General features: G+C 39.8%; 14 protein-coding genes and 1 other RNA gene. 10 read left to right on the top strand and 5 right to left on the bottom strand.

The features are described 5' to 3' along the window. The first annotated feature begins 734 nt into the window (after positions 1 to 734). From F3059_RS04880 to F3059_RS04865, 4 genes are all read left to right on the top strand, one after another. On the top strand, positions 735 to 1,310 hold the full coding sequence (locus tag F3059_RS04880) for a hypothetical protein (RefSeq protein ID WP_151167001.1): 576 nt from the start codon (positions 735 to 737) through the stop codon (positions 1,308 to 1,310). 49 nt (positions 1,311 to 1,359) lie between these two features. Continuing rightward, positions 1,360 to 1,650, top strand: coding sequence for a hypothetical protein (locus F3059_RS04875; protein WP_151167000.1), 291 nt, complete (start codon positions 1,360 to 1,362; stop codon positions 1,648 to 1,650). Further along, positions 1,647 to 2,735: a hypothetical protein gene (locus F3059_RS04870; protein ID WP_151166999.1), complete on the top strand. Its 1,089-nt coding sequence runs from the start codon at positions 1,647 to 1,649 to the stop codon at positions 2,733 to 2,735. Before F3059_RS04875 ends, F3059_RS04870 begins: the two co-directional genes overlap by 4 nt. 102 nt (positions 2,736 to 2,837) lie before the next feature. Beyond that, the gene (locus F3059_RS04865; protein WP_151166998.1) at positions 2,838 to 3,824 is read left to right on the top strand and encodes a hypothetical protein; all 987 of its coding nucleotides are present in this window, start codon (positions 2,838 to 2,840) and stop codon (positions 3,822 to 3,824) included. A gap of 7 nt (positions 3,825 to 3,831) precedes the next feature. Here F3059_RS04865 and F3059_RS04860 read toward each other — a convergent pair whose 3' ends face one another. Then, positions 3,832 to 4,653, bottom strand: a complete 822-nt coding sequence (locus F3059_RS04860) for a lysophospholipid acyltransferase family protein (protein WP_223274540.1) — start codon at positions 4,651 to 4,653, stop codon at positions 3,832 to 3,834. Between the two features lie 20 nt (positions 4,654 to 4,673). On the opposite strand from F3059_RS04860, the gene F3059_RS04855 reads away from it, so the two are divergent. Continuing rightward, positions 4,674 to 5,804 (top strand): serine hydrolase domain-containing protein, encoded by a 1,131-nt coding sequence (locus tag F3059_RS04855; protein ID WP_151166996.1) that lies wholly within the window; start codon positions 4,674 to 4,676, stop codon positions 5,802 to 5,804. 2 nt (positions 5,805 to 5,806) lie between these two features. Here F3059_RS04855 and F3059_RS04850 read toward each other — a convergent pair whose 3' ends face one another. Beyond that, a complete protein-coding gene (locus F3059_RS04850) occupies positions 5,807 to 6,766 on the bottom strand; it encodes a threonine ammonia-lyase (protein WP_223274539.1) in 960 nt (319 codons plus the stop codon). Further along, positions 6,756 to 8,006: a hybrid sensor histidine kinase/response regulator gene (locus F3059_RS04845; RefSeq protein WP_151166995.1), complete on the bottom strand. Its 1,251-nt coding sequence runs from the start codon at positions 8,004 to 8,006 to the stop codon at positions 6,756 to 6,758. Before F3059_RS04845 ends, F3059_RS04850 begins: the two co-directional genes overlap by 11 nt. 98 nt (positions 8,007 to 8,104) lie before the next feature. Between F3059_RS04845 and F3059_RS04840 the strand changes: the two genes are divergently transcribed. Next, entirely contained in the window at positions 8,105 to 9,199 is a 1,095-nt protein-coding gene (locus tag F3059_RS04840) for a hybrid sensor histidine kinase/response regulator (RefSeq protein WP_151166994.1), read from the top strand. A 55-nt stretch (positions 9,200 to 9,254) separates the two neighbouring features. Here the strand turns inward: F3059_RS04840 and F3059_RS04835 are convergent, their stop codons facing one another. Then, complete coding sequence (locus F3059_RS04835) at positions 9,255 to 9,791, bottom strand: cysteine dioxygenase (protein ID WP_151166993.1); 537 nt, start codon at positions 9,789 to 9,791, stop codon at positions 9,255 to 9,257. A 104-nt stretch (positions 9,792 to 9,895) separates the two neighbouring features. Further along, an RNA gene (ffs, locus tag F3059_RS04830) (signal recognition particle sRNA small type) lies at positions 9,896 to 9,994 on the bottom strand. A gap of 116 nt (positions 9,995 to 10,110) precedes the next feature. Here ffs and F3059_RS04825 point away from each other — a divergent pair. Genes F3059_RS04825 through F3059_RS04810 form a run of 4 tightly spaced genes read left to right on the top strand, consistent with a single transcriptional unit; the run spans position 10,111 to position 13,950 of the window. Then, positions 10,111 to 10,674: a DUF4199 domain-containing protein gene (locus F3059_RS04825; RefSeq protein ID WP_151166992.1), complete on the top strand. Its 564-nt coding sequence runs from the start codon at positions 10,111 to 10,113 to the stop codon at positions 10,672 to 10,674. A 1-nt stretch (position 10,675) separates the two neighbouring features. Beyond that, on the top strand, positions 10,676 to 11,635 hold the full coding sequence (locus F3059_RS04820) for a glycosyltransferase family 2 protein (RefSeq protein WP_151167009.1): 960 nt from the start codon (positions 10,676 to 10,678) through the stop codon (positions 11,633 to 11,635). Then, a complete protein-coding gene (locus F3059_RS04815; protein WP_170265048.1) occupies positions 11,604 to 12,332 on the top strand; it encodes a toxin-antitoxin system YwqK family antitoxin in 729 nt (242 codons plus the stop codon). The genes F3059_RS04820 and F3059_RS04815 overlap by 32 nt, the downstream gene beginning before the upstream one ends. Continuing rightward, on the top strand, positions 12,289 to 13,950 hold the full coding sequence (locus F3059_RS04810) for a S8 family serine peptidase (RefSeq protein WP_151166990.1): 1,662 nt from the start codon (positions 12,289 to 12,291) through the stop codon (positions 13,948 to 13,950). Before F3059_RS04815 ends, F3059_RS04810 begins: the two co-directional genes overlap by 44 nt. The last annotated feature ends 157 nt before the right edge of the window (positions 13,951 to 14,107 follow it).

The following is a 14,107-nucleotide window of genomic DNA, read 5'->3' as shown; positions in this document are numbered from 1 at the left end:
GTGTTCAAGCGGAGTGAAAACGAAAAAAGGCCAATACTGAACGAAGTGAAGTGAGCTTTTTATTCTTTTGGACCACCCCCATTTAAGGGATCACGAGCGGAGCGAGTAATCAAGTGTTAAGGTCGAGGTCAAGCTGAAAGTGCTGACCGATAGCGTCAGTAGTCGAGAATGTGATATTGTTTGTTTTGGGTAACGCAGCGAGCGCGGAGTTTTTTTGTTAGCTCTGCATTAACGCAGCGCACGCAGCGAGTTCGCTGGCGCTCATCTTTTTCAACCATTAAGAAGTTTAGATGCATTAAGGTTTGATTAAATCCGAACACCACTTTCTGAGCGGTGCATTGAGCGCAGCCGAAATGCGTAGCTATTGCGGAGTCGAACTAGGAGGGAGTTTGGAGGTCTAGCTGGAGTCACTGATCGCAAGCGTCATATGCTGAAACCTGAAAGATGTTGTGTTTATTGTTCTTTGTCTCCGCTGCTATGAGCGGGATTTCAAATTAACTCTCAACTTGACACAAAGGACTCAAAATTCAAGTCTCATCAGAGGCGATTTTCTCCGTTCCGCAGAAAGTGCGTTGATCTATGAAAAGCGATAACATGTTCGATTTGATCCCTTTCTGAAATAAATAAGTCGGGGTCTCATCATTTAATTTCATACTTTTATGGAACGGACAGCATAGAATCATCAGGTAGCTGTGGTGATATTATAATCACTACATTGTTTTATCTAAAATAAAATGAATCGAGATAAGGTCTTAATTATACTTTTTTTAGTTAGTAGCATCGTAAAAGCATTTGGATGTTCTTGTCCCCCCGTTACACTTGAACAAGCAAGGAAGAAAGAGTTTACAAATTCGACTTTTATAGTTATTGCTGAAGTAACTGAAATGGGGTTAAATAAGTCAAAAAATGCAATGAAGTTTAGAATTCAGGTAAAAGAGAACTTCAAGGGAGATTTACAAAAAGGAGAAAACTATAAAATATTGAGCTCTATGTATTGCGGCCCTGTTATTGAATCTGGGACCTATTTATTGTACTTGAGTCTTCATGACTCTGTTATTTCTGTTAATTCATGTGGGCTCTCTAGAAGTATCTTTACACCTGAAAAGCACACAGCCTTTAAAACTATTCCACCACCACCTCCACCAGAATTATTTGAAAACTCATTACCTGATAGTATTGAAAATATTGCTTATCAAGACTCCATAATAGACGATTATTGGGAAAGTATTCCAGACACGAAAGAAATTGATAAGGTAAATGCAAGAAAAGAACTGGAAATCGAAATAGAAATGCTTCGTGAAAAGTTTTAATATGTTGAAGTTTCATTTTTAGCTACAACGTTGTAATTATATGATGTAAATGATAATCCCGTACTTCGACATAGAATGGATAATTGACTTGATTAAGGAACAAGAACCTGACAGGACTGACTTAATTGAACAACTTGAAATGAATGAAAGAAGACGATGGATAAGACAACCGTACATTTTCCTTTTATCAGTAGAAAAGCCAAGCAAACCCGGCTCTGAATGTCAATTTGGCGAGAATATCGTTTTAGAACATGAAAGAGAAGGAACAATTGTTCTCGATATTCTTGAGGACGGTAGAATCTATGGGGTTGAATTTGTTGATCAAACTCCGCAAAGATGAAAAAAGTAATACTCTTAATAATTCTTGTTATAATTTATTCTTCGTTTAAGAATAAAAATAATGTTCCAAAAGGACCGTGGATAATAGTATCAGGAACTAATATGGCTGGCTTGATATGGGATTTTAAAAACGGATATTTAAAAGCAAAGAAAATAGGGGGAGGACCCACTAATGAGTTTGGCTATGATATAAATGAAAAGAATGAGTTTTATATAGAATTCCAAAATGAGAAAAGACAACTAATTGGAAAAATAATCAGTTATTCAGTTGATAGTATAACCATTATGCGCTCCGACTCTGAGTTAGTAAAAATGGTTCCGCTTGTAGAGCCTGCAACCTCACTTTCAAAAGATTATTTATTGGAGACACTAATTAGTACAGGCTGGAAAATAAGCACTAATGGAGAGGATTACAGAATGGATTTTGGTAAAAATCATCAATATGGATTACGGTCAGAGCCATATCAAGCCGTATCTCATGGTTTTATTAAATGGCCAACCAGCGACCTTGAAATGTGGAGTATTGAAAAATACGAGAATCACTTTATTCTAATACATACAATTCATCAAACTGAAATGACTATCAATCTTATAAAATCAGCTAATGAAAATGAAATTCATACTGATTCATATTGGTATGGTCATAAAAAAGATCTTACATATAAAAGAATAGCAAGTATTTCAGGGACCAAAAAACAGGAGATGAAAGATATACTGACATCTAAAAAATGGTTCTTAAAGGACTTTGATACAACTTTCGCAAATGCTTTTATATTACCTGAGTATGTCAATGATATTTCAGATTCGATCATCAGTATATATGATTTACAGAAGCTTGAATTATCTTACGTCTTTAAACCTGATGGACAATTTTTGAAATATGTCAATGGACAATTGAAAGAAAATAAAACATGGTCTTTGAGTAATGATGGGATCTATATTTGGCTTGATGATCAACCGACAATTGAATATCTAAAAATAGAGCATATTGAGAATGATGAATTAATCGTAAATAGAGTTGAAGATGTTATGCTAATAGGGGAATGGAGGGCACAATCTTATCAAATTCGCCAGGTCTTGAAATGATAGTAAAAGTTTGTTTTATAAATAGTTGAAATTCTCAAAAATAAGATGCCAAATTGCGAAATAATCAATTAGTTTTAAATTCAAAACCTAGTTCAACATACTATGAATAAAATAATGATTTTACTGCTGACCGGCTCCTTTCTGTTACATTCTTGCTTGTCAACTCAGGAGGATACAGATAATAATTATGATGAGTTGAAGAGTAGAGCTTACAAGCTAATAGAAGAAAATGAACCAGGTAGGGTTGAGCCTATGGCTACAAGGTTGATCGAGGCTAACCCTGATGATTATGAAGGATATTATTTGCTCGGACTCAGCAACAAGAAGCTGGGTGACTGCAAAAAAGCTATATCAAGTTTCTCAAAAGCAGTGACTTTATATCCAACTTTTGGGAGTATATACTATTATCGAGCAGAATGTTACCTTGAGGTTGGCAAAAAGGATAGTGCTTACTTTGATATTAAAACAGCATTACAAAAAGATACAAGCTTCAACTTTCAATTAGCTGCTGATGAATTTATTACATCAAATTTTGATAAAGAGTATTTAGAGAAAATGTCGCTTCTTTTTAAAGAAGTAAGAGTTAAATACTCTTATGATGAAGAAGATAAGAAGCATGGTGAATGGGTTGCATACTATCCTGATAGTACTGTATTTAGAGAAGGTAACTTTAAAAATGGATTAAAGAATGGGGGCGAAAAGCGTTATTACAGGAATGGTCAACTACACTATATTGAACATTATGAAAATGGAATCCTCCATGGTGAATATAAAAGCTATTACAGAAATGGACAGCCTTCAAAAGAAGGTAAATTAGTTAATGGAGAGTGGGATGGAGAAGTTCGGGGTTGGTATGAAACAGGAGAGCCAAAATATGTTTACAATATGAAAAATGGCATAGAACACGGCTTGTATAAATCATGGTTTAAGGATGGTTCAATCAAACTAAAAGGAAGTTACACTAATGGGAGCCTTAATGGTGAAGCTTTAGTATGGAATGACGAGATAAATGGATATTATATTGAAGTTTATAAAGGTGGAAAAATAGTAGAGAAAAGAAAAAAGACGCTTAAAAAACCGCCACACTAATTTCTCCCTAAACCTTCGGGTGAAATTCCTCGCTCTGTTCAATCGCGTACATGATTTGATGCATGATGATATCGTCATCATCATCGTAGTTGATGATAAGCGGCTCTTTGAAAGTCAGTTTGATCTCCGTTCCCTTTTTCTTGATGCGCAATCCTTTTTTATCAAAAGCTCTTCTAAAACCATCTATGACAATCGGGACCACAATAGGGTGGTTCTTTTTGATCATGTGAGCAGTTCCTTTACGACCCTTGACAAATGGAGTAGTAGTGCCTTGCGGAAAAGTAATCACCCAGCCGTCTTTCAGCGCCTTGCTGATCTTCTCAACGTCTTCTTTATCAACTCTCCGTCTAACAGATTTCCCTTTTTCACGCCATGAACGTTTGATGAGAATACCACCACCTTTTGTGAATACTCTGGGTAAAATTCCAGATTTCATCGTTTCACGTGCCGCTATGAAATAAATTCTCAAAATTGGGTTGAAAAGAGTAAGAATACTCCCAATTCTGTTCAGCACATTATTCTTGATATTGAAAAGTGCCAAAATGATCAACGCCACATCAGCAAAGTACGTTTGGTGATTACTCACAAAAAGCACATTCCGCTTGGGTAAGTTAACAATATGCTCAGCACCCTTTATTTGTGTGTCGTACAACCGCTTAAAACGATAGCGCACAACAAGCCCCAAAACGAAAAACAAGATTCGTTTGAAGAATATCCAATTGCCCAGGGCATCGCGTCTGATGAAAAACTTAAACAATACTGAAATCTTTATTGAGCGGCAAAAGTAAGTATTGTAAACAATTATTTCTGTTTCGCTAATATTCCTCAAATGTTACATTTGCAGGCCTCATGAGAAAACAAGTAGCTGTCATTCTTTTATTGACGGTCTTTTTGACTGGCTGCAAGGAGAATATAGAGAAAGAGAAGAAATTAAAAGGAGAAGACACATCACGGTCAGAGCCCAACTACCGCGCATTCAGTGTTCCATTAGCGGCCTCGTTTCACCATTATTTTGAGTCGTTACACAAAGCCGGCCGATTCAATGGAAATGTACTCATCTACCGTGACGGACAATTATTCAAAGAGTCCTATGGTTACAGCAACTTCAGAAATCGCGATTCGTTAAAACTCAATCACAAATTTCAGCTAGCATCTGCATCCAAACCATTTACAGCAACCGCAGTGATGCAACTTGTTCAGCGTGGAAAAATCAATCTGTCAGATTCCATTCAAAAATACTTTCCCAATTTCCCTTACGATGGAATAACTGTTCGCAGGTTGCTCAACCACCGCAGCGGACTGGGTAATTACATGTACATTACAGATTCACTGTGGCAAAACAGGGAAATCCCGATGTGCAATGAAAATGCGCTCGATAGTTTTATCAAAGAAGAACCGGCAATCTACTACCCACCAAACTCACGGTTCGATTACTGCAACACGAACTATTTCCTCCTTTCTGCAATCGTGGAAAAGGTGAGCGGACTGTCTTTTGAGTCGTACATGGCGAAATACATTTTTGATCCGCTCGAAATGAAAAACAGTCTTGTTTACAGTAATATGGATTACAGAGATCTCGACAGCGTAGCGGTTGGTCACAACGCTTACGGATCGCCCAAGGCAGATTTCTATTTAAACGGGGTTGTAGGCGACAAAGGACTGTTCACTACGGTAGAAGATATGTTCAGGTTTGAAAGGGCTCTGACCAATGGAAAAGTGCTTTTACCTGCTTATCGTGACCTCATGGAAGTTCCCAACTCTAAGTTGAACAGAAAACACAAGTCTTACGGACTGGGTTGGCGAATAAAATATGTGAAAAACGGAGAAAAAGTTGTTTACCACAACGGCTGGTGGAGAGGTTACAGAACGTATTTCATTCGCGTTCCGGCAAGGGATATCGTAATCATAGCACTTACAAACAGCATGAGAGGTTCATTCCTCAAAACAAATGAGCTCGTAGGTTTGGTACTGGAGGAGTAGAGCTATTTCAAACTCTCGTAATAAACATCTAAGTCAACATTTCCGCCCGAGATAATAATTCCCACTTTTTTGCCTTCAAACATACTTTTGTTTTCCAAGATGGTAGCGAGTGGAAGTGCGCAAGACGGTTCAGCCATGATTTTGAGGTGATGATGCATCATTTTGAGTGCTTCAATGATGGTATCTTCTTTAGCAGTGAGAATTTGATCAATATTCTCACTAATGATCTCAAAGTTGATTTCACCCAGTGATGTTCGCAGCCCGTCAGCAATTGTTTGCGGATTTTCCTGAGGCAGCCTTTTTCCGGCTTTTATGGATCGGTAAGCGTCATCGGCACCTAAGGGTTCTGAACCGATGACTTTCGTAGTTGGTGAAAAGAATTTAGCTGCGAGAAGTGCTCCGCTCAACAATCCACCTCCTCCAACGGGAGCCAGCAGATAGTCGAGATTATCGGTTTGTTCGAAAAGCTCCTGTGACGCTGTGCTCTGACCGATAACAATGTTTTCGTGATCATACGGAGGGGTGAACGTTGCCCCGGTTTTCTCCTGAATATCACGGCATGTTTTTTCCCTGGCAGCTTGTGTAGATTCGCAAATAATGACTTCAGCTCCGTAACCTTTAACAGCTTGTTTCTTGACCGTTGGAGCGTTTTCAGGCATCACAATATAAGCTCTGATTCCGGCCAACTGCGCTGCTTTTGCAAGTGCTTGTCCGTGGTTACCACTCGAATGTGTAGTGACACCGTTTTTCTTTTGGTCAGATCCAAGCCTACTAACAGCATAACTGGCACCGCGGAATTTGAATGAACCAGTTTTTTGGAAATTCTCACACTTGAAGTAGAGATCAGCTCCAACCTTTTTATCGATCACTTCACTGGATAGGACAGGAGTTTTATGAACCAGATTGGTAAGCGTTTCTTTAGCTTGAAGTAACTGTTCTTGTGTGATGTTGCTATTCATCATCAGGCTTTTGTGCTTTGAAATAAATCGTAAACGAAGAACCTTCACCAACTTTGGAATCGATGTTGATTTGTCCGTCCATGAAATCGAGGCATTTCTTCACAATTGCCAGTCCGATTCCCGTCCCTTCAATATTTTCAACATTTGAAGCCCTGTGAAACATCTGGAAAAGGAGTTTCACATCTTTTTGAGGAATTCCTATGCCGTGGTCCTTCACCTCAATACTCAACTCGCTATTTATGTAACCCACTTTAATGTCAATATCCTGAGATTCCGGAGAGTACTTAATAGCATTGGTGAGTAGGTTATTGAGAATTTGTTTTAGTAACCTTGTGTCAATCATCAGCTCCTCAGGGATATCATTGAGCTTCTTAATATTGAAATTATAACCATTCCCAAGTCCGTCCTTGAGGTGATCGATCAACTCCTCAATATATTCAATGACATTGGTTTCAGCTTTTTCCAGTTCAATTTTACCGGCATCAGCTCTTGAAATGAATAAGGTGTCGTTTACCAGTTCGGTCAGAGCCTGGACATTCCGCTGAATGCTGTGAGTATGTTTCTGAATTTTTTCACTCGGAGCCTTGTTATCTGCGTGAAAGTCGATCAATTGAGCTGAGCTGAGAATTGTTGTGAGCGGAGTTTTGAGTTCGTGTGAAATGATCGTTACAATACGCGACTTGAGTTCACCCAACTCTTTCTCTTTAGCTAGCGATTCTTTTAAATCCTCCTCAATTGCTTTTCTGCGCTCAACTTCTTGCTCTAATCGCTGGTTATTCACGCTCAGTTTTCTGGTTCTGTCAGCTACTTTTTCTTCGAGTTGTTCATTCAGTTCTTTGAGCTGGTTTTCACGCTTGATGAGTTCTTTTTCAAGTTTGTGACGGTGAAGTGTCATTTCCACCATAGTGTACATCTGTTCTTTGCGAACAGGCTTGAGTATATACCCATAAGTATTGCTGGAAATAGCACGCTGCATTGTTTCGTTATCAGAGTTTCCGGTGACATAAATAACCGGAATACCGTTTTGCTCGATAATGATATCAGCAGCTTTAATACCGTCAATATCGCCAGGGAGTGAAATATCCATCAGAACCAGGTCGGGTTGTTCGTTTTTACTCAACTCGATAGCTTCCTCAGCTTCTGTGGCGATTTTAATAACTTCGTAACCAAGGCTCTGAGCCGTTTGTTTCATGTACAGAGCTGTTACGGCATCATCTTCTGTTATGAGTATTTTATGCTTCATATTCAACTGTAAAGTGGAAAAATACTTAACTTTTAACGAAAGTAGTGTATTTGAAAGGTTTGAATTTCTATTTTTGAACTGTTAACATATATAGTACTATGGCTGAAACAATTGTTGTTGTAGAGGATAATCCGGATGTAAGAGGCAACCTACAGGAAATCCTTCAATCTGCAGATTATAACGTTGAAGTTGCTGAAAACGGGAAAATAGGAATAGAAGTGATCAAGCGCACTCAACCAGATTTGGTTTTGTGTGATATCATGATGCCTGAAATGGATGGTTATGATGTTCTCAAACTCATGAGAAATCACCCAACTGTAGCGTCAACACCATTTGTGTTTTTGACTGCCAAAACAGCTAAGGAAGATTTGAGTCAGGGGATGGAGCTAGGTGCTGATGACTACATCATGAAGCCTTTTACTATAGCTGAATTACTCAAGCGTGTTAAAACTCGTCTCAACAAGAGAAAAGATATTGTCAAGCGATCAGAAGAGAAGCTGAGTGATATTACCAATTCAATCGGTATGCCGATTACTCACGAGCTCAATGCTCCATTGAAAACGATAGTAGGAATTGGTGAGCTAATCACCACCGAGCACTACAACATGGAGAAAAGCGAGTTGGTTGAGTTTGCTTCTTTGATTCATAAGGCAGGGCTGGAGCTCAAAGAACTTGTAGGCAGAACGATGAATTTCTACGAAATAGAAGAACTCAAGCACAATCCTGATAAGGTGAAAGAGTTGAAGTCTTCTGTTTCAACTGAAGTAAAATCATTGATTGAAGGTGTTGCTAATAAAGAAGCTCAGGAGGTATTTAGAGAGAATGATCTCGTGATGTCTGTAGCCGATGGAAAAGTAGCGATGCCTGAATACTATCTGAAACAGATTATATCAAACCTTATTAATAACGCCTTCAAGTTCTCAGTTAAAGGCTCAATGGTGCGCGTAGTAGGAGGTGTTGACAATCTCCATGCTGTTATCAAAATAAGCGATGAAGGAATTGGAATGACTGATGAAGATATTTCGAAGATTGGTGCTTACAGGAAATTTGATGACGGAGAGAGCAAGAAAGGACTTGGATTGGGTCTGACCAATGCAAAGAGGCTTGTTGAAGTGTTTGACGGATCGTTCACGATTAACAGCAATAAAGGAGTTGGAACTTTGGTTCAAATCAAGATTCCGCTCAAGAAATAAGATTATAGTTTATTGAAATATAAAAGGGGAACTCAGATGAGCTCCCCTTTTTTGTTTATGATTCAAACTCTGCTGTGTGATCGCTGTCGTAAACAGACTTCACATCCTCAAATGCTCCTGACTCCGTGTTAAAGGCTTTCCAGTATTCAAACGGCTCGACAAATAAATGCAAAGCGATTACAGGTTTGTCACTTTCATTGACGAATTGATGCATTCCTTCGTAATCGTTGATATATGTCATTTCACCTTTCTTGAGTTTGTTGCGGTAAACTTCTGCAACATCTCCGGTTGATTCACCGCCTGAGTATTTTACTTCAGTGAGCTCGCCCTGTATAATGTAGGCCCAACCCTGCTGGTGACCGTAATTATGGATAGCTGTAGCCTGTCCTGGTTTTATGCAGGTAAGCATCAACTCAAAACCACCATTTCTAAAGATTCTGTTGCGTGTGTGCCGATCATCGTTCCATGTGCAATAAGGTTCGCACTCTTTGATATCGATGTCTATGTTTTTGAGGATAGACCCGTAAGTATCGTAAACAGGTCCGCGTTCAAGTTCTTTAACTAAGTCTTTAAGATTGTTGATTTTAGCCACGGTTCTTGGTTTTTATTTATTTACCGTGTAAAATTAAAAAGTATGATTTGAACGAATTATGATTTTTGTCACAAAATGAATTGGAGGGAGGTATAAAAAAGTAATCGGGCTAGCTACTTGCATCGCACCGCTACAACCGTCTACCCTTGCTTCCTTCCGGATCTGGGGGAGTTCGACAGGAGCTGGTCGTACAAGACTAACCCGATTGGCGGCAAAAGTATATATTCCGTTTAAATCATCAAGCGTTATTGCTTGTTTTTAGCAGTATTTTTGTGGATTCAATTTGGCTATATTTGTAGCGTCACTCAAACTCAGTAAAATGAAGAATACTATTGATCGGGATTTTGTACTGAAATTCGGGTTGCTTTTTGGATTAGTAAGCATCTCATACTCAGTACTGGCTTACGTTTTGGGAGTTGATTACATGGTGAGCTTCAAGAATATCACGTTTTCAGTGATGATTGGAGTAGTCGTGCTTTTTATTGCCGGATTTAAGTTGAGAAAACTCAACAACAATGATTTTCCGTTTTCTCAGGCTTTCAAAAATCTCATGATCATTGCAATACTTGGTGTTTTTCTCTCGGTCATGTTTGATCTCGTTTTAAATAAAGTAATCGATCCCACGTTACAACAAAGAGTTGCTGAGGCTACTATTGAGAAAACGATGAGCACAATGCAAAACTTTGGCGTACCGGAGGAAGAGCTGGATAAAACTTATCAGCAAATGAGGCAGAGTTTCGAGCAAAATGATGGAAGCCAGTATTCTTTTATGGGTGTGCTGTCTTCATTTGCATTTGCTTCAGTGTTCTGGATTATTCCTGTGCTTATTGTTAGCTTAGTCGCGAAAAAAACAAACGATTCACCCTTTGAAAAAAACGAATAATTTGGATATTTCCGTTGTTATACCACTCTTCAATGAGGAGGAGTCACTTCCCGAACTGTACAAATGGATTGACCGCGTAATGAAAGACCATAACTTCAGCTATGAAGTTATTTTTATCGATGACGGCAGTTCAGATTCTTCCTGGTCTATAGTCGAAGAGCTTAGCTCACAACACAATGAAGCTAAAGGAATTCAGTTTAGAAGAAATTACGGTAAGTCGGCTGCGTTGAATGTGGGTTTTGAGCATGCTCAGGGTGATGTCGTGATTACGATGGATGCCGATTTGCAGGATAGCCCCGATGAAATTCCAGAATTGTACAACCTTATCGCCAAAGAAGGAAATCATCTCATTAGCGGATGGAAGAAAAAACGCTACGATCCGCCTTCCAAAACTATTCCCACAAAGCTCTTTAACTGGGCTACTCGTAAAATGAGTGGTATTTATTTACACGACTTCAACTGCGGACTCAAAGCTTACGATATCGAGGTTGTAAAGAGTATTGAAGTGTACGGTGAAATGCACCGCTACATCCCGATGCTCGCTAAACAGGCCGGTTTCGATAGAATCAGGGAGAAAGTAGTGGAGCACAGAGCCCGCAAGTACGGAAGTTCAAAATTTGGGATGAGTAGGTTTGTAAATGGTTTTTTAGATCTCGTTACCATTTCATTTGTATCGAAGTACAGCAAACGACCAATGCATATTTTTGGTCTCATCGGAACGCTGATGTTTGTCATCGGGTTTGGGATTGTCATTTACCTGGGAGCTGAAAAAGCTTACTTCCTTTACAATCATATTCCCAAACGCCTGATTGCAGATAACCCGCTTTTTTACATCGCTCTCACAACTATGATTTTGGGAACACTGCTCTTTTTGGCCGGATTTTTGGGAGAGATGATTTCTCGTAATGCACCTGATCGCAACGTTTATTATGTTAGAAAAAAACAAAATCTCGATACGTAATTTCCTCTCGCTATGTGTGGTTCTGACTGTGAGTATAACTTTAAGTGCTCAACAGCAAGACGCATTAAATCAGTTTGATAGCGACAGCAACAAACACGGCTACTGGATTAAGAAATATCCCAGCGGAGACAAAGAATACGAAGGGTATTTTGAACACGGAAAACCGATTGGGAAGTTCTCATACTACAGCGGTAAAGGCGTGAAATCTGCTCAAATGGTTTTTCACGAAGACGGAAGCGCTGAAGGAAAACTCTATTACGAAAATGAGCAGGTAGCGGCTGAAGGACCTTATTCAGAACCGGATGTAAAATCGGGTGAGTGGACGTATTACGACCGCAACGGAAACGTGAAAATGGAAGTCCACTACGAAAATGATAAACGAAATGGCGACATGACTGTTTACTATGCTCATGGTCAGATCGCTCGCGAAACGAGTTTTGAAGACGGACTTGAAACAGGGTATAGAAAAGAGTACTTTCCCGATGGAAAACTCAAGATGGAAGGGAAGTATGTCGATGGAAATCCTGAGGGACTCCAAAAGTTTTACTATCCTGATGGAAAGCTCAAACAAAAGGGCTACTACCGCGATGCAGTGAAGGATAGCATGTGGGTTGAATACGATGAACGCGGATTGCCAGAATTGAAAAAAGTGTATGATCTCGGTAAATTACTCGAAACAGAAGAACTTCAGAAATAGAGCTATTTTGCTCGTGCTTGTGTTATTTACAATGCAGGCTTCTATAGCGCAAATAGCTCCTGAGAAGTATTTCGTGAAATTTACTGATAAATCTGCCACAACATTCTCACTTTCAAACCCCCAGGCTTTTCTATCTCAAAAAGCGCTCGATAGACGTTCGAGCCAGTCTATCGCTATCGACAGCAATGATTTACCCGTTGTAGAAGCTTATGTGCAACAAATTCGAAACTGCGGACAAATAACAATTCTTTACCGCTCAAGATGGCTCAATGGTGTTGTGATTCAAACAACTGATACCGCTGCACTGAATTGCATCGAGAGTTTGCCGGTTGTCGATACAGCTGATTCGCGGTTGATAGCCGGCAAAAAAGGCTCTGACCATTACTTTGAATCAACTGAGATTACAAAGGACAATGAAATCCAGTCGAATCCGATCTACGGTGAAACTGAAGCACAAATCACTCAGATAAACTTGCAAAGGCTTCACAACATGGGGTATCGCGGAAATGGGATGACCATTGCCGTTTTGGATAATGGATTTAGGCATGTCGATACTTCATCAGTTTTTGAGCCCCTTTTTCAGGAAAACAGGATTGTTGCTACGCGAAATTTCGTAGATCCGCAAAATCACGATGTTTACGATGATGGTGGACACGGAACTGATGTGCTCGCGATGATGGGAGTCGATATTGGTTTCCAGGCAATTGGAGCTGCTCCTGAAGCTGATTATATGTTGATTGTCACCGAGGATAACGGTGGAGAAAACATTATCGAGGAGTACAATTGGATTGCCGGAGCCGAATTTGCTGACAGTGCCGGAGCTGATATTATTAACTCTTCTCTTTCTTACACTGAATTTGATGATCCCGGTCAGAGCCACACTTACAGCGAGTTTGATGGTCAATCGACAGTTGCTGCTCGTGGAGCTAATTTTGCGGCATCCCGCGGTATGCTGATCGTAGTGAGTGCCGGGAACTTTGGGAATGATCCGTGGCAAAAGATATCAACTCCGGCCGATGCTGATGATGCTTTGGCAATAGGTTCAGTCAATGAAGATGGCGATTGGAGTGGGTTTTCTTCCCTCGGACCGGCAGCTGATGGAGCTATCAAGCCAAATGTTGTGGCGAGAGGCTCTCAAGCGGCAATTCCATCGCCAACTAACATTGGTCAAATAGAGAGAGTGACCGGAACATCGTTTAGTAGTCCGCTCATTGCTGGAGCCGCAGCTTGTTTATGGCAGGGACTACCAAATTTCAAGTGGAGTGAAATAAAGCAGGCTATTGAACAATCTGGTTCCATTTATGATAATCCCAATAATCAATTGGGTTATGGTATTCCAGACTTCTACAAAGCGTATCAACTCGCTGATGCCGGATTGTTGAGCGCAGAAGCGATCAACCAAAGCAGAAGTATTAAAGTCTATCCGAATCCAGCCAGGAATTTCATCGACATTGAAGTGATTAACTCAAACCCTTACAAAATTTACGATGCCAGAGGTTCATTGATAGAAATTGGTCGTGTCGAGAAACAGAAGCGCATCAATCTGTCAGACTGGTCAGCGGGAGTGTATTACCTCAAAATCAATGATCGCCAATTTCCTGTTATTGTTTTGGAATAAGGTTAGTTTAAGTCAACGATAGAACGTTTTGCAGCTAAGAAACGTGGGGTGCTACAGAGTTATTTCCTGTCCGCTCGTGACAAAGGTAGCCACGAAGAACGAACGCTGCGGAAACCACTGTCCGCCCCATGTTTTCTTAGGTTTAGTTGGAGCTAGT

The sequence above is a fragment of the Salibacter halophilus genome, assembly GCF_008806325.1.
Classification (GTDB): Bacteria; Bacteroidota; Bacteroidia; order Flavobacteriales_G; family Salibacteraceae; genus Salibacter; species Salibacter halophilus.
Note: the sequence above shows the minus strand (reverse complement) of the source record. Positions and strands in the feature narration are given on the sequence as shown.